Annotated in this window: 15 protein-coding genes; 3 read left to right on the forward strand and 12 right to left on the reverse strand. The window is 41.3% G+C overall.

All coding sequences use genetic code 11. From position 1 onward, the window contains the following. Positions 1-97: 97 nt before the first annotated feature. From rpmE to ACE01U_RS00700, 4 genes are all read right to left on the reverse strand, one after another. Positions 98-325: a 50S ribosomal protein L31 gene (gene rpmE / locus ACE01U_RS00685; RefSeq protein WP_086209570.1), complete on the reverse strand. Its 228-nt coding sequence runs from the start codon at positions 323-325 to the stop codon at positions 98-100. A 797-nt stretch (positions 326-1,122) separates the two neighbouring features. After that, complete coding sequence (locus ACE01U_RS00690) at positions 1,123-2,094, reverse strand: bile acid:sodium symporter family protein (RefSeq protein ID WP_395553041.1); 972 nt, start codon at positions 2,092-2,094, stop codon at positions 1,123-1,125. Between the two features lie 168 nt (positions 2,095-2,262). Next, positions 2,263-2,664, reverse strand: coding sequence for a lactoylglutathione lyase (gene gloA / locus ACE01U_RS00695; protein WP_086209572.1), 402 nt, complete (start codon positions 2,662-2,664; stop codon positions 2,263-2,265). A 123-nt stretch (positions 2,665-2,787) separates the two neighbouring features. After that, positions 2,788-4,929, reverse strand: a complete 2,142-nt coding sequence (locus ACE01U_RS00700; protein WP_395553042.1) for an AmpG family muropeptide MFS transporter — start codon at positions 4,927-4,929, stop codon at positions 2,788-2,790. Positions 4,930-5,110: 181 nt separating this feature from the next. Between ACE01U_RS00700 and ACE01U_RS00705 the strand changes: the two genes are divergently transcribed. Then, entirely contained in the window at positions 5,111-7,744 is a 2,634-nt protein-coding gene (locus ACE01U_RS00705) for a Lon protease family protein (RefSeq protein ID WP_395553043.1), read from the forward strand. Positions 7,745-7,799: 55 nt separating this feature from the next. Here the strand turns inward: ACE01U_RS00705 and grxD are convergent, their stop codons facing one another. Continuing rightward, a complete protein-coding gene (gene grxD, locus ACE01U_RS00710) occupies positions 7,800-8,141 on the reverse strand; it encodes a Grx4 family monothiol glutaredoxin (protein ID WP_086209575.1) in 342 nt (113 codons plus the stop codon). A 162-nt stretch (positions 8,142-8,303) separates the two neighbouring features. Between grxD and ACE01U_RS00715 the strand changes: the two genes are divergently transcribed. Further along, positions 8,304-9,515, forward strand: coding sequence for an aspartate aminotransferase family protein (locus ACE01U_RS00715; protein ID WP_395553044.1), 1,212 nt, complete (start codon positions 8,304-8,306; stop codon positions 9,513-9,515). 83 nt (positions 9,516-9,598) lie between these two features. Here ACE01U_RS00715 and sohB read toward each other — a convergent pair whose 3' ends face one another. The 5 genes from sohB to ACE01U_RS00740 form a co-directional block, all read right to left on the reverse strand. Then, entirely contained in the window at positions 9,599-10,582 is a 984-nt protein-coding gene (sohB, locus tag ACE01U_RS00720) for a protease SohB (RefSeq protein WP_395553176.1), read from the reverse strand. Between the two features lie 261 nt (positions 10,583-10,843). Next, positions 10,844-11,758 (reverse strand): phosphate ABC transporter ATP-binding protein PstB, encoded by a 915-nt coding sequence (pstB, locus tag ACE01U_RS00725; RefSeq protein WP_110974736.1) that lies wholly within the window; start codon positions 11,756-11,758, stop codon positions 10,844-10,846. A 13-nt stretch (positions 11,759-11,771) separates the two neighbouring features. Next, positions 11,772-13,160, reverse strand: coding sequence for a phosphate ABC transporter permease PstA (gene pstA / locus ACE01U_RS00730; protein ID WP_086209579.1), 1,389 nt, complete (start codon positions 13,158-13,160; stop codon positions 11,772-11,774). After that, a complete protein-coding gene (pstC, locus tag ACE01U_RS00735; RefSeq protein WP_086209580.1) occupies positions 13,160-14,539 on the reverse strand; it encodes a phosphate ABC transporter permease subunit PstC in 1,380 nt (459 codons plus the stop codon). The genes pstA and pstC overlap by 1 nt, the downstream gene beginning before the upstream one ends. A 103-nt stretch (positions 14,540-14,642) precedes the next feature. Continuing rightward, entirely contained in the window at positions 14,643-15,668 is a 1,026-nt protein-coding gene (locus tag ACE01U_RS00740; RefSeq protein WP_086209581.1) for a substrate-binding domain-containing protein, read from the reverse strand. 621 nt (positions 15,669-16,289) lie between these two features. Here ACE01U_RS00740 and ACE01U_RS00745 point away from each other — a divergent pair. Then, the gene (locus ACE01U_RS00745) at positions 16,290-17,342 is read left to right on the forward strand and encodes a Rieske 2Fe-2S domain-containing protein (protein WP_110974733.1); all 1,053 of its coding nucleotides are present in this window, start codon (positions 16,290-16,292) and stop codon (positions 17,340-17,342) included. 120 nt (positions 17,343-17,462) lie between these two features. On the opposite strand, the gene ACE01U_RS00750 is transcribed toward ACE01U_RS00745, so the two are convergent. Both ACE01U_RS00750 and ACE01U_RS00755 read right to left on the reverse strand, forming a co-directional pair. Beyond that, entirely contained in the window at positions 17,463-17,951 is a 489-nt protein-coding gene (locus ACE01U_RS00750) for a hypothetical protein (protein ID WP_395553045.1), read from the reverse strand. A 137-nt stretch (positions 17,952-18,088) separates the two neighbouring features. Next, a complete protein-coding gene (locus ACE01U_RS00755; RefSeq protein WP_395553046.1) occupies positions 18,089-19,621 on the reverse strand; it encodes a pyridoxal phosphate-dependent decarboxylase family protein in 1,533 nt (510 codons plus the stop codon).

Genomic DNA, 19,621 nt, shown 5'->3' on the forward strand with positions numbered 1-19,621 from the left:
TCTTTTTGTTATATGGTTGAACTCTAGGAGCTATAACTTTATAGCAAAAAGTATAGACATAAAAAAACGGGCAAATGCCCGTTTTTTTCTTTTGCTCTTAGTCGCGTTTGATAGAACGTGACATGCCAGCAAAACGTTGTTTGAACTTGTCAATACGACCGCCAGTGTCAACGTTCTTTTGCTTACCAGTGTAGAATGGGTGGCAAGCTGAACATACGTCTAGGTAAACAGTTTCTTTACCAAGTGCAGAACGAGTTTCGATTACGTTACCGCAAGAACAAGTAGCAACTAAAGTTTCGTATTTTGGGTGAATATCGGCGCGCATCGTCGATTACTCCATAAAAGTTAAAGAAGGTTTTGCTGTCATCGCAATTGATCACTCTCAAAATTGAGGAAAGGCCCACTTAATTAAATTAAGTTGCAGATCAACACCATAACAGACCATTCTTTTGGCCCACCGAGACGGATACCGTCAGAGCTAAGCACAACAAGTGGGCAATATTATAACTGAAATAGATCTATTAATAAATAGATCATTGTTGGCTTTGAGCTTTCTTCTGAGCTGCGCTTTTCATATAGTTAATATATTATTTTTCTAGCATACGTTGAAATTCAGCTTCATCAAAATGATTGAGTCGTTCAATCAAAAAAGGCCAATATTTTTCAGTATTTACTTTTCGTATGGATGAAGACATTTCGTCCAACATGTTTTGTATTTCTTATTTAAACATAGGATCAATTGATTGATCCATTTCAGTCTCTTGAAAGATGCTTACACCATTATACTTGATATCTTTTCCTGCTTTTACAGTATTCAGCAGCTTCTGTCTCACAACTAAATAAGCATGCTCCAGTTCCAACATTCATCTGTGATTGATTTTCTCTACAAAAATTTAACATGGGTTGCAACGACATTAATGGTATTTTTTCAACAATATCTCAATTTTTTCTCATGTTTAGGTCTTAATTTACAAGGCTGATATTGCTATAACCTACAGAAAAACAGATATTTTTTATTATCTTTATAAATTTATTCTCTAATATATTTAATATAAAAAAGTGTTCAACTGTGTTTAGACATTTACAAAAGCTAAGTTCTGAACTTAGCTTTTGTAAATTTTATTATTCATCCGTACTTTGTTTCGCCCAATAATTAGCAATAATTCCACACACCATCAGCTGAATTTGATGAAAAATCATAATAGGTAGAACGATCATCCCCAAAGGCTGGCCAATAAAGAGGATCTGTGCCATTGGGACACCGCTAGCTAAAGTCTTTTTAGAGCCGCAGAAAAAAATTGTTTTCTGATCCGCACGGTTAAAGCCTAACCAACGTGGCAGAAATAATCCCAAAAGCATAACAATCGTCAGTAACACTGAACAAACGACAATCAGAATCAGCAGTGTACTCAGGCTGACTTCTTGCCATAAACCCGCCACCACAGCACCACTAAAAGCACCATACACCACCATTAAAATCGAGCCCTGATCAAATGCTTTAACGATGCTCGGCATCTTTTGCATATACGGGAAAACATAAGGTCTGAGTATTTGGCCTAGCACAAAAGGCACCAAAAGCAATAAGGTAATTTGAAGAATAGAGGATGTTGGGTCAAAACCATGTTCTGACTTGCCTAAAATAAAAAAGGCCACCATTACAGGAGTAATAAACATCCCGATCAAATTTGAAAATGATGCACTACAAACCGCCCCCGCCACATTCCCTTGCGCAACCGAAGTAAACGCAATAGAAGACTGCACTGTCGACGGCAAAAAGCACATAAACAAAAATCCCCAGTACAATTCTTGCCCAAGTAGTGGCACCAATACAGGTTTTGCCAGTAAACCTAAAATAGGAAAAAGAATAAAGGTAAAGGCAAACACCAAAGCATGCAGTTTCCAGTGCATCATGCCCTGAATCACTGCTTCACGGGATAACTTAGCACCATGTAAAAAGAATAATATGGCAATCGCAACCGTCGTAAGTACGCTAAACACACTTGCAGCCTGACCAGAAATTGGAGCAAAGCTAGCTAAGAGCACCATAACAAAAAGTAATAGCGTAAACCGATCAAATGCCAATAATTTCAACATACCAACATCCTGTCATTCCTCTAAAAATGAAAAAGCCCAGCGACTCATTTACCTTTGGGTAAATTCATCTTACTGAGCAATATAAATAAAGCTAGCATTTACAGGATATGTTCAATATTTTTTTAATTAATACTGAAAATTTTTCTCTGTTCATTGCCGAGCCACCGCTTAATTATTACGCGCATTGTTATCTTGCTGAATGAGTTCAATTTTATAACCATCTGGATCTTCAACAAATGCAATCACCGTAACTCCACCTTTCATTGGACCTGCTTCTCGCACGACATTGCCACCGCGTGCTTTGATTTCCTCACAAGCTTTATATGCATCATCTACAGCAATAGCTATGTGGCCATAAGCATTGCCCAATTCATAACTATCCGTATCCCAGTTATGTGTCAGCTCTAAAACTGTATGATTGTCTTCATCGCCATAACCCACAAATGCCAAAGTAAAACGACCTTCTTCATAATCTCGCTTACGAAGTAAAGTCATACCAAGCACTTCAGTATAGAACGCCAAAGATTGTTCTAAATTGCCTACACGTAGCATGGTATGTAACATGCGCATTGGAATTACCTCTTGATTTTGTTTCAGCCACCCAATATAGGCAATGCTGCTCTATATTTCAAATCTCAGCCATAAAAAAGTAGCCACAATGACTACTTTCTCATTTCGATATAAATAGATGCTTTAACTTTGTTCAGCAGCATGCTCACGTAGAAGTTTCGCCACCCAAACCACCAAAATTAAAATAGGTATGCCAATCAGTGTCGTCATCAAGAAAAAATTTGGATAGCCAATATTCGACACAATCGTCCCTGAGTATCCACCTAAAATTTTAGGTGTTAATGTCATCAAGGAACTAAAAATTGCATATTGAACAGCAGTAAAAGACACACTGGTTAAGCTTGACAAGAATGCAATAAATGCAGCACCTGCTAAACCTGATGCCAAGTTGTCGACAATAATCGCAAAATAGAGCCATTTTGAACTATATTCTTTAATCACCTTTCCTTTAACTTCTAACTGCCCATCAACCGCTTTGTTTAAGTTGATTGGTTGAAGATCAACATCTAAAGTCGAAGAGTTCCCAGAAGCAGTGTCCACGTTGTAGCTTAATGTAGCCTCTTGCAGTACGCGCTTATTTTGCATCAATGTGGCATTCAGCTTTTTAGAGTTTGAATCAAGAAGCTGTTTTGCAGGAATAGCTGCACTAAACACACCGTCTTTGTCTAACTTTGCATCAAAGCTTTGACCATCTAAGTTCAATTGAATACTCTGGTTTTCAGCCAGTGTCGCAAGGTATTGACCTCGCACCACAATGCTTCCTTCAGCCTCTCGTTGATTAACCACATTATCAGCCGTGATCGGAAGCAACAGCAATGCCGTAGATGCAGCTGTTTGGCTGATATATGGCAATGTGACCGAAATAGGCTGTGAAGTACCATTCTGAAAACTTGCGGTTGCAGTTAGACTTTCATTTGCCTGAAGCTGCTCAACAGGAACCTTAATTTTCCATGCACCTGTCTCATCCGCTTGGGCTGTGAAACTTTGCTCACCGACATGAATCACCACATCATTTAAAGGCTGGCCTGATTTGACCAAACCAATAAAGATAAGATTGGTCGAACTGGCCAAGATTGCTCCGACAAACATCAATTTCATGATGTTCATGCGCTGCGCCAGTAGTCCTCCTAAAAAGCCACCAACCAAACTAAAAATCACCCCATACACTTTTACAGCTTCAGCAATCTGCTCTTTGGTGAAATTTAAATCTTGATAAAAGACATTGGAGATCACACCTGCAATGATGTCGGAAATACGATAAAAGCCAATCAACAATAGCAATACCAACGCCAATTTCACGCCATAACGCTTGAAAAAGTCAGCAACAGGATTGACCCATGTTTCATAAGCCATTTGTTTGTTCACAGCGCCCATTTTTACTAGGCTTGAACCCACAAAGAAAGCCACAGCACCAGAGCCAATAAAACGTGTAGCTTCAAAACAAAACAGTGCAAAACTATCTTTGATCGACCAAAGCTGAATCAACATTTCTGTAAGCTTGCCAGAGTAAATATAACTCAGTACAAAACTCACCACAGACACAAAGAAAACCGCCACCAAACGGTAATAATCGACCCGTTTATATTCTTTACGCACCCGATCCACTTGTGGTTCACGTATGCATAAAGTGGTTACAATCCCGACCAACATGACCGCAGCCATCGCCAAATAGGTCCACTTCCACGCCTCATAAATATAGTTGCCTTTGGCTGTACCCAAATAAGCCGCTAAAAATAACGCACCCGCGCCCGCAACGATCATGCCGATGCGGTAGCCTGCGTTATAAGTCGAAGCCAATACCGTTTGCATTTGCGTTTCTGCTAGCTCAATACGATAGGCATCAATCACAATATCTTGTGTTGCAGCAGAAAAACCTAAAAGCACAGCACCCGCAGCCATTTGGTAAAGATAGCTCTGACCAAGAGATGGATCTGAAAATGCCATAATACAAATCGCACAAATAATTAAAATTTGTGCGATCAATAACCATGCACGGCGGCGACCCAATACTTTGGTCAGCCCTGGTACGGGTAACTCATCTATCAAAGGTGCCCAAACAAATTTGAAGGAATAACCCAACGCTGCCCAACTAAAAAAAGTCACAGCACTTTTATCAATACCTGCTTCACCTAACCATAATGATAAGCTAGAGAAAATTAACAGGATTGGGATACCTGCTGAGAAACCCAAAAACAGCATGATCAACGCACGGCGATCTAAAAATGCAGTAAAAGCGGATTTCCATCCTGAAGATTGTGTTGTCATTACATTTTTGTTGTCTTAAAACCAATGTTGCTATTCAAACCCTTAATACAATTTGTTTCAACCTGATTTATAAAATCAATGTTCTATTTTTGTCGACAAAGACTGCGACTTTGCTTGATCTTTTACCCTAAACCTGTATACCTTTAAGTTTCTAACGCAATCTTTAGTTTCGGATTTCAAAGTGACCCAAAAACACGATCAAATGAACTCTTCTTTATCTGCAAATATCCAATTAAATCCCCCAGAAACTCTAGAAAACAACCTTAGTTCAGCATTTGACCAACCCGAAATTCAAACGACTTTAGCAAAGACTCAACTTCAAGCAGAGCAACTGACGCATAGCCCTGCTCTGGATAAGATTCCAGCCTCAACGCGTCGTATTAAACCGCTCAATAATTTTTTAGGGCAAGACCGTGCACGTGCTTCAGTTGAAGCAGGCATTTCCTTACCTTATTCTGGCTATAACATCTTTGCCGTAGGTACAGCTGGCTTGGGCAAGCGCACCATGGTCAAGCGTTTGCTACAGCAACACGCCAAGAATATGCCGACACCAAACGATTGGGTTTACGTCTATAATTTTAAAAGTCCACGTCAACCGATTGCTTTAGAGCTCCCTGCAGGTCAGGCGGTAAAATTTCAAACCATGTTGCATCAAACATGGCAGACCACACTAAAACAACTTGAACGTCGTTTTACTGCTGAAACCTACCACAACCGTATAGAAGCCATTCGCCAACAAACGGGTGATGTTCAGCAACAAGCTTTGATTGAACTGACCAAAGAAGGTGAAGAGCTCGATCTGAAACTGGTGTCTCGCAATGATGAGCACTGCTTCATTCCCGTCCAATATGTAGACGATAAAGTCTTAGAAATGACACAAGCTGACATTAACGCACTCAGCTCTAAAGAACGCTCTGAAATTAATGCCAATATCCGCCATATGGATAAAAAGCTTGAACGTTTGGGTATGCATTTAGGTGACTTGGAAGATGATGCCCGCGATAAAGTTCAAGTATTAAACCGTGATATTGCCAAGCAAGTTTTATTGCCTAAAGTCGAACAGTTACTCACTAAGTTTGCTGAAGTTGAAGGCTTAAAAGACTATTTAAAACATTATGCCGAAGATATTATTAACAATGTTGAAATAGTCTTAGAACAAGAGGAAGACGATTTTAGCCCAGGTCTATTCAGCCGTATTCCCTCACGTTACCAAGCCAACGTCATTGTGTCGCATAAGCCTAATGCTGGCGCACCGGTTATTTTTGAAGATTTCCCAACTCATTACAATTTACTTGGTCACGTAGAGCAACTGACTCAACATGGCACCATTACTACAGACTTTACCTTAATCCGCCCGGGCACATTACATAAAGCCAATGGTGGTTTCTTAATGCTCGAAGCAGAACAACTACTTGAACAACCTTATGCATGGCAGGGTTTAAAGCGTGCGTTAAAGTCAGGTCAGTTAAAACTATCCTCCTTGGAACACATGTTAACGCTTACGGGGAGTATTTCAATTGAACCAGAGTCGATTCCACTGAACTTGAAAGTGGTGCTTCTTGCTGAACCTGAAATTTACTATGAAATACTCGAGGTCGAGCCAGAACTAGGCAGCGTTTTTAAAATTCGTGCCGATTTTACCGACACGCTACAGCGTAATGAAACCAATGAACAAGCCTATATGCAGCTCATTGCAGACTATGTCCAAGCTGATAAACTCCTCCCCTTTGACCGCTCTGCTCTATCAGCACTGTTGACCGATTCGAGTCGCCAAGCTGAAGATCAAAGCTCACTATCCTTACATGCCCTCACTTTGGGGGATTTGATCCGTGAAGCCCATCACCATGCATTTCAAGCGGGTGATAAAATCGTTTCGGATCAACACATTAATATGGCATTAGACCATCGCAAATATCGCTTAGGCTATTTACGTGAGCTCTATTGGCAGGATTTGTCACGTGGTACACAGCTCATCGAAACACGTGGACACCGTCTCGGTCAAATTAATGCACTTTCGGTCATTCACTATGCAGATGTTGAGTTTGGCTTACCATCACGTCTAACAGCGTCTGTGTATCAAGGTGGCGGCGATATTCTAGATATCGAACGTAGTGTCGAGCTCGGTGGCTCTCTGCATGCCAAAGGCGTGTTACTTATGTCATCGTTCTTAAAAGCACATTTCGGTCGTGAACAAACTCTGCATTTCTCTGCAGCACTTGCCTTTGAACAAAGCTATGGTCAAGTCGATGGTGACAGTGCTACGGTTGCAGAACTCTCGGCTTTAATCTCAGCGATTAGTCAGCTGCCGATTGATCAGTCTTGGGCGATTACAGGCTCAATGAACCAATTAGGTCAAGTTCAACCGATTGGTGGTGTCAATGCGAAAATTGAAGGCTTCTTCGATGCATGCAAACTGCAAGGCTTAACTGGTAAACAAGGTGTGATTATTCCGCGTCAAAATATGCAGCATCTCATGTTACGTAAAGATGTGATTGAAGCGGTTTCAAATGGCCAGTTCCACATTCATGCCATAGACACGATTGATCAAGCACTTGAGCTACTTATGGCTCGACCAGTCGGCACTTTAGACAAAAAAGGACGCTACACCAAGAAGTCTATTTATGCGGCGGTGATGGATCAGCTAGATTATTGGCAAGCCATTGAAGATGGTGCTGAGTTTGAAGAAGAGCCGAAGAAAAAGAAAAAAAAGAAGAAAGACAAAAAAAAGACAAAAGCTGAAAAGAAGGCCATTGCAACTGAAAACACAGTGGAACAATCTCCTGAAAGCGAAAGTACTGTAACTACAGTGGATTAACCCCTTCCCTCAAACAAAAAAAAGCGCCTCAACGGCGCTTTTTTACAACTGAAGATTAAGCTTCAGGTGCTGGACTATACTGTTCAACTAAAGGTTGTAATTCACCTTTTTGGAACATGTCTAAAATAATATCACTACCACCGATCAACTCACCGTTGATCCATAACTGCGGGAATGTAGGCCAGTTTGCAATTTGTGGTAACAAAGCACGAATATCTGGATTTTCAAGAATATTCACATAAGCAAATGGACGACCAATTTGACTAAGCGCTTCTACAGCACGTGCAGAGAAACCACATTGTGGAAACTGTGGGGTGCCTTTCATATAAAGAAGTACAGCGTGTTTTGCAATTTGGTCACGAATTAACGCTTCGGTATCGCGTGCTTGTTCAGTCATTGATCAATCCTCAACTAATCTAACCCGCATTATACCCAAAACGTAGAAAAACAGTATGCCTAAAGCAATATTTCGGTTTTTATTTGAATTTAGGCTTTAAAACTACAAGCATAATTGCTTAATATTGACTTTCACTTACCCTCTAACAGATAAGAGTTAGTCATGAATAACATTACCCTTGCTCCTGTACAAACTGATCAACCCACTCATTTGATGCCCGTATTTGGCCGTCAGCCGATCAGCTTTGTCCGAGGCCGAGAGTCTTATCTTTATACAGCGGATGGTACTGAATACTTCGATGCACTAACAGGCATTGCAGTTTGTGGTTTAGGTCACGCACATCCTGTTATTGCAGAAGCAATTGCAGAACAAGCTGCAACGCTCATTCATACCAGTAATTTGTTTGAAGTGCCTTGGCAAACAGCAGCCGCACAGAAACTTGCTGAAGTTGCTGGCATGGAGGAAGTATTCTTTTCAAACAGTGGTGCAGAATCCAATGAGGGTGCAATCAAAATTGCCCGTAAATTTGGTTACATGCAAGGCATTGCCAACCCCAAGATCATTGTCGCAGAACACTCTTTCCATGGTCGTACTATGGCGACCCTATCAGCAACGGGCAATAAAAAAGTCCAAGAAGGCTTTGGCCCATTGGTTGAAGGTTTTATTCGTGTCCCATTCGGCGACATTGAAGCCATTGAAGAAGCCGCAATTCATCATCCAGACATTGTCGCGATCTTTGTCGAGCCAATTCAGGGCGAAGGTGGAGTCAATACTGCTCCACAAGGTTTTAGCTATTTGGAAGAGATTCGTCAGATCTGTAATCAACACAACTGGCTGATGATGCTGGATGAAGTTCAAACAGGGAATGGCCGTACAGGTGAATACTTTGCCTACCAACACACCAACATCATTCCCGATGTACTGACCACTGCCAAAGGTTTAGGCAATGGTTTTCCGATTGGTGCAGTGATGACTCAAGGTCGTGGTGTAGGCGTACTAACTGCAGGTAACCACGGTTCAACATATAGTGGTTCAGCATTGGGGTCTCGTGTGGTGTATACCATCATCGACATTATGCAAAAAGAAAATATTGTTCAAAATGCGGCTGAACAAGGCGCTTACATCGTAGAACAACTGCGCAACCAGCTTGCCGACCAAAATGTGATTGTCCGTGGCTTTGGTTTGATGATTGGTATTGAACTACCAAAAGCATGTGGTGACTTGGTCAACATCGCTCGTGATGAATACCACACCATTATTAACGTCACTGCGGGTTCTGTAGTGCGTTTACTACCGACGTTGAACATTAGCAAAGAACAGGCGGATCAACTGATTGAACGTCTAGTGAAAATGATTAAAGCTTACTTGGCTTAAGACAAAAAAAGAAAGTCTGGTTCTAAAATTGCTTTTGGCGTATTTTGGAACCAGACTTTTTAAATGAATCAGAGAACTAAATATTAAAGTTTTGGATCACGCATTTGCACCAAATTTGCATTAGTTTTGCTTAAGCTTTCCATCACTTTATTTATGACTGCTGGTACTAAAGCATCTGCCATTTGCGCAGCTTGTAAACCCAACTTCTCACCTAAAGTCGGCTTCTTACGCGTTGAAATGACATAAACATCATGATCGGTCAGTAAATTAAGCAAATAAGCATCCGAAGTTTGTAACTGATCGACCAAATTCAAATCTAAAGCATCTTGCCCATACCAATGCTCACCCGTCGCCACTTTCTCAACATTGAGTTGTGGACGGTATTTTTCAACAAAGTGTTTAAACAGCACATGCGTCTGTTGCAGCTCTTCTTCAAACTTCGCCTTGCCTTCTGCTGTATTTTCACCAAACATCGTCACTGTACGTTTATATTGGCCTGCTGTGTACAGTTCAAAATCAATATTGTGCTCTTTCAATAAACGATTAAAGTTAGGCACTTGTGCGACCACACCAATTGAACCGACAACCGCAAAAGGTGCAGCAATAATCTGATTGGCGATACATGCCATCATATAACCGCCACTTGCTGCAACTTTATCGACACAGATAGTGAGGTTGAAACCCGCATCACGTAAACGTACCAATTGTGCAGCCGCCAAACCATAACCATGCACCATACCACCTGGGCTTTCTAAACGTACCACAACACGATCACGCCCTGCTTTAGCTGTCGCTAAAATCAAGGTAATTTCTTCACGTAAGCTTTCTACCGCTGTTGCCGCAGTATCACCTTTAAAATCTAGAACATAAACTTTTTGATTGGCTTTTTTACGATGACGAGACTCTTTCGCTAACTGCTGAGTCAACTGCAATAGCTCCAATTTAGAGGCTGTAGTTTGCGCAATTTTTTTACGTTGTTCATTGATACGCGCATTTAAATGTGTAATTCGAATTTCAGCGGGAAGTTTCGGTAAATGAAATAACATAGAAATTATATTCTCTAAAATAATACATCGGTATATGACCTAGATTAGGTCAATGGCATTTTTTTTCAATAGCCATTTTTTGTTTTATTCTGTAATGCGTTATCTTTCACATTTAATCATTTATAAGATGAGTCAATCTCGTAGACAGCACACCTGCTCACCTATTGTCTACTATGACTCTAATACACAATGCCCATTATCATGGCTGTTTAATCAGCAAACTAAATGCTCGTTCATAAAAAAACAGAGCACTTAGGCTCTGTTTTTTTTAAATATTTCAAATTAACCAAAACGACCAGTAATATAGGCTTCAGTTAGCTGATGATCTGGCTGAGTGAAGACTTTCTCGGTTGAGTTCACTTCAATCAAGTCACCTAAATGGAAGTAAGCGGTACGGTCTGATACACGTGCCGCCTGCTGCATTGAGTGCGTCACAATAGCAATCGTATACTGCGTTGAAAGCTCAGAAATTAGCTCTTCTACTTTCGCTGTTGCAATCGGGTCAAGCGCTGAACATGGCTCATCCATCAAAATCACTTCAGGACTCACTGCAATCGTACGCGCAATACATAAACGTTGCTGCTGACCACCAGATAAGCCTGTGCCCGGTTGGTTTAAACGGTCTTTAACTTCATCCCAAAGACCTGCTTTACGCAAGCTATTTTCTACAATTTCTTCTAAGTCATACTTATCACGTGCTAAACCGTGTAGTTTAGGACCATAAGCCACGTTGTCAAAAATGGACTTTGGGAATGGGTTTGGTTTTTGGAATACCATACCGACTTGAGCGCGAAGCAATACCACATCGAGGTTTGGGTCATAGATATCTTGATTATCCAACATCACTTTGCCCGTCACACGACAGCTATCAATCGTGTCATTCATACGGTTCAACGTACGTAAAAAGGTCGATTTACCGCAACCTGATGGCCCAATAAATGCAATCACTTCATTTTCGTAGATATTCAGATCAATCCCTTTAATCGCCTCAGCTTCACCATAGTAAACATGTACATCTGACGTGCTAAGTTTGATTTGGCCCTGTGCTTGATCTTTCTTAGCAGAAGCAGGTGTTTCGAACTGCGACACAAATGAAGTACCCTGCTGACCATTTGTCGGATTTGGGTTTGTAAATTGAGTGTGTTCTTGATTCACTGTCTGATCCTGATCTAAGGAGTTTTTAACAACGGTATTCATATTTTGCCCTCACTTACCAACGGACTTCAAATTTCTTACGTAACCAAATTGCAATACTGTTGAGTCCAATCATCATTGCAAGGAGGACAATAATTGCTGCGGCAGTACGACCTTCAAAGAAGTTTCGTAATTCATTCCCCTGCCATAAGAAGATCTGTACAGGTAAAGCACTCGATTGGTCAAACGGTGTTGCAGGTACACTTGCAACGAATGCGCTCATCCCAATTAACAATAATGGTGCAGTCTCACCTAATGCTTGTGCAACACCAATGATTGCACCAGTTAAAATCCCCGGTAGTGCAAGTGGTAACACATGATGGAATACGGTTTGTACACGTGACGCACCTAAACCTAGCGCTGCTTGGCGAATTGAAGGTGGTACCGCCTTTAACGATGCACGCGTTGTAATAATCACCGTTGGTAAAGTCATTAAGCTCAGTACCAAACCACCGACCAAGGGTGCAGAAAGCGGTAAATGCATCCAGCCAATAAAGATCGCAGCACCCAGTAAACCAAAGACAATAGATGGTACAGCCGCAAGGTTGTTAATGTTGACTTCAATGACGTCAGTGATCCAGTTCTTTGGCGCAAATTCTTCAAGATAAATCGCTGATGCCACACCAATTGGAATCGAAATAATGATCACGATTAACATCATGAACAATGATCCCATGAATGCCCCCGCTAAACCTGAAGTTGCAGGAGAACTACGTGAATCTGGACTAACAAAGATGTTGGTATTAAAGGTATTTTCCATCACACCTGAAGCTTTCATTTGGTCTGCAATTTGACGTACTTCTGGGCTCAGCTGTTGTTGCTCATCTGGTAAAGCACGGTCAATGTTCCCTGCGAGCCACACATCCACATTGGCATCGGCAAGGATTTTAATATCCTCTTTTTTACCAATGAGTGTTGGATCCTTCATCACCATATCTCGTAAGCGATATGCTTCCGAACTGGTATAGATAGATGCTAAATCATCACGCTTGCTTGCAAGTGCTGGATCTTTTGCAATCATCGCATTCACAATGAGCGCATCCCAATCCACCATCCCCACTTCAGTCTGCCAAGCAATAAAACGCTCTTCAAACTGCGCTGGAGATTCACCTGCACGCTGCACTGGTTTTGCCCCAGTGGTAATAATAGCAGGATCAAAGTACACAGGTAGGTTCATACTACTTTGCCAAAAAGCAGGTAGACCTTTAGACAAAATACTACCAAAAAGAAGTGCAACAAAAAGTAGGCCTGCAATAACTGCAGAGAAGCCTAAGATGCGAAATGTCTTTTCTTTACGGTGACGTTTAGCCAAAGAATTACTGATCGTTTGCTTACGCTTTTCTCGTAATTCTGCCGCAAGTTGTGGATCAAAAACTTGATCTGCTGTGCTATTAGAAGTCGTCATTAGTCGTATTGCTCACGATATTTACGCACGATGTACAGTGCAACAATGTTCAAACCAAGCGTAATTACAAAGAGGGTCAGACCCAATGCAAAAGCCACCAATGCTTGCGGACTTGCAAAGTCTGTATCGCCTGTTAATTGGTTTACGATGGTAATCGTTACCGTTGAAATCGCTTCAAGTGGGTTCGCATGCAATAAAGGACTGTTTCCTGCCGCTAGCACCACAATCATGGTCTCACCAATTGCACGTGATGCTGCAAGCAAGAACGCACCAATAATACCGGGAAGCGCTGCAGGTAAAACGACCTGACGGATCGTCTCAGACTTTGTCGCACCCAACCCCAATGAACCATCTCGCAGTGCACGCGGAACCTGAGTGATAATGTCATCTGAAAGTGATGAAACAAAAGGAATGATCATGATTCCCATCACGAAGCCTGCAGTAAGTGCACTGGTCGCATTGATCTGCAATCCAACCGATTCACCGACCATTTTAAAGAATGGACCAATAATCATCAGTGCAAAAACACCATAAACAATGGTTGGAATCCCTGCGAGAACTTCAATGGTTGGTTTTGCCCAAGCACGGAAACTTGGCGATGCATATTCGGCCAAGTAGATAGCAATCATCAGACCTACAGGAACTGCAACCAGAAGAGCAACACCACTCACCATGAGCGTGCCCCAAAGTAATGGCAACAAACCGTAGCTTCCTTCTGCATTACCAGATGTACTAAAACCTGGGTTCCATTCTGTACCGAAGAAGAAGTCAAGTGGACTCACAAAGTGGAAGAATCGCATTGCTTCACTAAACATCGACATGACAATACCGATGGTCGTTAGGATCGCAACACCCGAACACAGTGCAAGTGCAATATTGATGGTCTTTTCAACTTGGTTACGTGCACGGAATTGGGTTCCAATACGTTTTTTTGCAACCACTAGACCGGCTAATGCAGCACAAATCACCACGGCGATTTTTGCAAATGTACCAATACTTTGAAACTTAGCCAGTTGCTCAGCAGCAGCAAGTTCATACGCTGCTGGTGTATCGGTTACACCGAAACCTGATGCAATCGCTTCTACACGATTGATCAACACATCTGTACTTGCTGCATCTAAGGTTGCAGCAACTTGTGCTGGCACATGGTTTAACACCACATGATTCAAAATGTTTGGTTCAACAATATTCCAAACAATCAAAATTAAAAAAGCAGGGATACCACACCACAAAGCCACCAACGCACCGTAATAACCCGGACGCGAGTGTAATTTTGCAGAATTATTTCCCTTACCTGCTAAGTTACGGCTCTTGCTTAAGCCAATTTGGTAGGCTATGGCAATCAGTGCCAATAACACACCTATTAGTAGCAGATTCATGTATTCTCCACGGTTCTTTCAATTTTCATTATTTGAAAAAACTTGATCCTAGTAAAAAAAGCCAAAGGTAGGACTTGCCTACCGTTGACTGTTTCTATGCTAATTACTTAACGGCTTTGCCTGCTTTAAAGTTCGCAAGCACTGCTGCACGTTCTTTGTCTGACATTGGAATCAAACCAGCACGCTCAAGCTTTGAACCTTTTCCTGAAACTTTTTTGCTGATGAAGTATTCAGTATATTCTTTCAAGCCTTTGATTGATTTTAAGTGCTCACCTTTCACGTAGAAGAAGAGTGGGCGAGAAACTGGGTATGAACCGTTCAAGATTGTTTTTTCAGATGGCGCAACATTATTTACTGTCGCTACACGTAACTTGTCGCGGTTTTGGTCATAGAAACCAAGACCAAACACACCTACAGCATTTGGAGATGTTTTTAAACGTGCAAGCGTTTCAGTGTAGTCGCCCGCAATTTCGATCACTTTGCCATCTTTACGGAAAGTTGAACACGCTTTCTTTTGTGCATCTTTATCCATTGCTTTGATTGCTGCGTAAGTTTCGCAACCTGCATCAACCATTTTTTCTTGGAATACTTCACGTGTACCGTGGTTTGAAGCAGGAATCACTAAAGTGATGGCTTCATTTGGAAGGCTTTTGTCAATTTGATTCCAACGTGTATATGGGTTTGCTACCATTTTACCGTTAGATGGCAATTGAGCCGCTAAAGCTGCATATACGTGCTGTGGACGTAATTTATAAGCTGCTTTGTTTGCATTCGATGCAAACACAATACCGTCGTAACCAACTTTGATTTCTAGAATTTGGTTTACGCCTGCTTTCTTACAAGCAGCCAACTCTGTATCTTTAATTTTACGAGATGCGTTTGCAATATCAATTGTATTATCACCCACACCGTTACAGAATTGCTTTAAGCCGCCTGAAGTACCACCTGAACCTACCACTGGTGCTTTAAATTGTGGGAAAGTATTACCAAACTCTTCAGCAACAATACTTGCATATGGTAAAACTGTTGAAGAACCAGCAATTTGTATTGTGTCACGAGCTGCATTTGCCGTGGTTGCTACAGCTGCCCCAGAAACAACTACTGCAAGTGCGATATGGTTTAAGCGCATATTTGTTATCTCACATATTAAACATTTTGGAGTACGCCACTTTTTTATTCAGTCTTGTACTTTTTTGGATAACTGCATTTTGATTTCAGAATATGACAAGCAAGTTACAGCATTGTGACACTTTCATGATGTTTAGTTTTATTTGTCCATGATTCGTTACACTTTGTTCACCTTTTACTTGCTTTAAACGGCTTGGGAAATACGGATTATTAATGATATTCTGCGTCGAAACATTGCCACAACTATCCATAAAAATATTTAAAATCAATAATTAATAAAAATACAGTACATTTTTAATTTTCTATATTTTAGACTTTACTCCTATTGCTAGAATGATAAACCTACAGCAATTCACCCTCATAGAGCACAGAAATTAACCGCAGATAAATGACAAAAATTTTAGCCATATTGAAAAAATAGACCATCATTTATGTTCTTTTCTCCCTCACATATCTTATTTATGACGGACAAAATGACAGCCCTACCATTAACAGTCACATCGTATTTTATTTCTTCACCGCAGGTCTTTCTATTTTTTAGAAAAACTTGTCCGAATAATTGAAATTTCAGAGAACAGTTCTTTGTCCTATATTTTGTAAAAGACAGCGCAAAGAAATGAATATGAATAGCAAAACAATCCGTACTTTTGACCCAGATCTTCCTATTCACCTGACATTTGAGGAACAGGACTGGCACATTTTGGCTGAATACTGGTATCCCATTGCTTTAGTGAGTGACTTAACAGAACAACCAACTTCAACTCTGCTTTTAGACATGCCATTGGTCATGTATAAAATGGGAGATGAAATCATTGTGGCAAAGGATGCCTGCCCCCATCGTGGCGTCCCTTTGAGTTTGGGCAAGAATGACGGACAAGGTGTCGTCTGCCGCTATCATGGCTTACGCTTTGGACATGAGGGTAAATGCAATCGCATCCCTGCCCATCCCGAACACAAGATATCGGAGCGCTTTAACCTCAAAACCTATGCGCATGTAGAGCGTTATGGCTTACTGTGGTGCTCTCTCAAAGCAGAAATAGGCAGCATACCCCATATTCCTGACATGCCCCATTGGGATGAAATGGAGTTTCAACAACTGGTATGTCCACCTGTAGACATCCAATGCTTCGCAGGTCGTCAACTGGAAGGCTTTATCGATGTAGCGCATTTTGCATGGGTACATCCCGATACGTTTGGTGACCCAGACGATGCTGAAGTGCCTGATTATAAAACCACTGAAACTGCGAATGGTTTTAGTGCCGACTATATAAGCAGTGTAGGACGCTATCCAATTGGAGAAGTGCAACGTGGCGAAGCAGGCTTCCAGTGGCTCAGGCATTTTGAGGTTCATCTCCCCTTTACAGCCACTTTAACCATTCATTTTCCACACGGGACACGACAAGTGATCATGAACGCAGCTTCACCCATGTCTGCACGCCAAACACGCCTTTTCGCACCTATTTGCCGTGATTATGACAAAGACCTACCTGTAGAAGATGCTTATGCTTTTAACTTAAAAATCTTTGAAGAGGACCGCCTAATTGTTGAAAACCAAAAACCTGAATACTTGCCATTAGACCTGAGTATTGAAGCCCATTTTCCTGCGGATCGCAGTTCCAGCATGTATCGAAAATTACTCAGAAAAAAAGGATTTAGCCCATTATTTGCAGCTTAAAAGTGATCAATACATGCCTCAATCTTAGACTGAGTTAACTTAGCTGACTTGCTGTATACATGCTATTAGGTAGCATTGGGGGATAGGACATTCCTCCAATGCTGCCTACATAGGATGTTGCTACTTTTGATCGCTAGAAACGCAAACACGACTTTTACAATCTAATTCCTCTTCCCAAAAGCGCATAACTTCAGAAATAGCTTCATGTAGAAATCGACACCCCACATATTCGCCATTTATTTCAATTTCTTGTTCAAACTGGATAAAAACAAAATTCGACTCTGTAAACATGCCATCAAATCCATCAACAAATAGGCCCTCATTTTGCTCTGCTTTTATTTGCTCTGTAGAATGAATACTTTTTGGAATATTTGTATCGCTTTTAGATTCTCTCAGTATTCCATGCTTAGTTGCATTACAAACATCGCGGATCAATGCTACTTCTGAACAAATACTATAAATTTCTTCTTTCAACAATTTTTCTGTAATAGACCATTCCGTATTTTTATTTAGATAAATTGCCCAATAATCTCGCATATGATCTAAAACAATAGCAGCAATTCTACCTTTTCGCAGATCATGCTTATATTCAAAGAAATCTTGCACCATTGGTTACACAATATTTAGCCAATAGTCGAATATATATTCATTTTTATTCATATCTTTTCTTAAAATAGTATTTTCAAAGAAATTATGCCGTAAAAAAGGGAGCTCATGAGAGCTCCCTTTTTTACACAAACAATCGTTTAAGCAATTGCAGGTATATAGGTTCCATCTGCGATTGGACCTTTGATACGATCCGCTTCTGCAAGCACAAGGCCAAGCAGGTTCTTCACGTTATCTAAAGTCGCAACTGGGCTTAAAGTCGTCATTTTCAATGATTGATTTTGACCTACTTTAGTAACGCCAATATTCGCTTCACCACTTGCAAACAATTCATCTGCAACGTTTTGGTTTAAGGTATCAAGCAATTCTACTGGGTAGTCTGCTGGAACCACACGGAACAATACAGATGCAAATTGTGGATCAACCAACATCTCTAAACCCGCAGTTGCATTGATATAATCAGCAACGTCACGGGTCAGTGTTACACCGTGGTCAATCATAGAACCATAAAGCTCTTCACCTAGTGCTTCAACAGTCATCCAAAGTTTCAACGCATCAAAACGACGGGTTGTTTGAAGTGACTTAGACACCAAGTTTGGCACGCCATGCTCTTCGTCATAAGCAGAGTTTAAATACTCAGCTTCGTAGTGCATGAAACGATAGTTCGCTTCATCTTTTAACAAGAACGCACCACAAGAGATGGTTTGGAAGTAATGCTTATGGAAATCCAGCGTAATGGAGTCAGAAAGCTCGATCCCATCCAACATATCACGGTGATTGTTCGATAAGATTAAAGCACCACCCCATGCTGCGTCGATATGCATCCACGCACCATATTTGTTGGTGATTTCACGAATTTTCTTGAGTGGATCAATCGCACCTGCATCGGTTGTACCCGCAGTTGCAACCACACATGCCACGATTTTACCTTCAGCTTGAAGGTGCGCCATGGTTTTTTCAAGTGCATCCACATCCATCTGCGCGTTTTCGTTCACAGGAACGGTCACAACAGATTGGAAACCCATGCCCATCATCGCCATGTTCTTTTGCACAGAAAAGTGTGCATTTTCAGAACAAATAACTTTGACGTTACGCATCGCATCGCCTGGCACACCATCACGCTGTACAGACCACGGATTACCGTTTTCGTCTTTCCAGTTTTTCGCGATACATGCATCACGTGCAAGCAGTACACCCATCAAGTTTGACTGTGTGCCACCAGAAGTGAATACGCCTGCTTGACCTGCGCCATAACCTACTTTTTGACGAAGCCAATCAATCAACTGTACTTCCATCAAAGAACCAGCAGGGCTTTGATCCCATGAGTCCATTGATTGGTTGGTTGCATTAATCAGCACTTCAGCAATTTGACTGGTGACCATGGTCGGACAGTGCAAATGTGCAAGCGAGTGTGGGTGATGGACTTTTAAGCTTTTATTTAAGAAAAGCTCAACCATACGTTCAAGTGACTTTTGTACACCCAAACCCTCTTTAGAAGGATTAAATGCAATCGCACTGCGAAGCTCTTTGATGCTACCGCCTGTGTACATCTTGTCGTTTTGCAACCATGCTGCAACTGCTTTAGTCGCTTGATCCATCGCTGACGAGTAGTCAGCAATAGATGCAGCATCATTGCAGAGTAACGCCTTACGGTGTTCTGCAAAATCAACCAT

The organism is Acinetobacter halobius (assembly GCF_044130335.1).
Taxonomy (GTDB): domain Bacteria; phylum Pseudomonadota; class Gammaproteobacteria; order Pseudomonadales; family Moraxellaceae; genus Acinetobacter.

Excerpts from the sequence above, each read along its gene's own strand:
- ACE01U_RS00755 (WP_395553046.1), bottom strand. The coding sequence starts at position 19,621 with ATGGTTGATTTTGCAGAACACCGTAAGGCGTTACTCTGCAATGATGCT.
- rpmE (WP_086209570.1), bottom strand. The coding sequence starts at position 325 with ATGCGCGCCGATATTCACCCAAAATACGAAACTTTAGTTGCTACTTGT.
- pstA (WP_086209579.1), bottom strand. The coding sequence starts at position 13,160 with ATGACGACTTCTAATAGCACAGCAGATCAAGTTTTTGATCCACAACTT.
- gloA (WP_086209572.1), bottom strand. The coding sequence starts at position 2,664 with ATGCGCATGTTACATACCATGCTACGTGTAGGCAATTTAGAACAATCT.
- grxD (WP_086209575.1), bottom strand. The coding sequence starts at position 8,141 with ATGACTGAACAAGCACGCGATACCGAAGCGTTAATTCGTGACCAAATT.
- ACE01U_RS00700 (WP_395553042.1), bottom strand. The coding sequence starts at position 4,929 with ATGACAACACAATCTTCAGGATGGAAATCCGCTTTTACTGCATTTTTA.
- ACE01U_RS00750 (WP_395553045.1), bottom strand. The coding sequence starts at position 17,951 with ATGGTGCAAGATTTCTTTGAATATAAGCATGATCTGCGAAAAGGTAGA.
- pstB (WP_110974736.1), bottom strand. The coding sequence starts at position 11,758 with ATGAATACCGTTGTTAAAAACTCCTTAGATCAGGATCAGACAGTGAAT.
- ACE01U_RS00740 (WP_086209581.1), bottom strand. The coding sequence starts at position 15,668 with ATGCGCTTAAACCATATCGCACTTGCAGTAGTTGTTTCTGGGGCAGCT.
- ACE01U_RS00690 (WP_395553041.1), bottom strand. The coding sequence starts at position 2,094 with ATGTTGAAATTATTGGCATTTGATCGGTTTACGCTATTACTTTTTGTT.
- ACE01U_RS00745 (WP_110974733.1), top strand. The coding sequence starts at position 16,290 with ATGAATAGCAAAACAATCCGTACTTTTGACCCAGATCTTCCTATTCAC.
- pstC (WP_086209580.1), bottom strand. The coding sequence starts at position 14,539 with ATGAATCTGCTACTAATAGGTGTGTTATTGGCACTGATTGCCATAGCC.
- ACE01U_RS00715 (WP_395553044.1), top strand. The coding sequence starts at position 8,304 with ATGAATAACATTACCCTTGCTCCTGTACAAACTGATCAACCCACTCAT.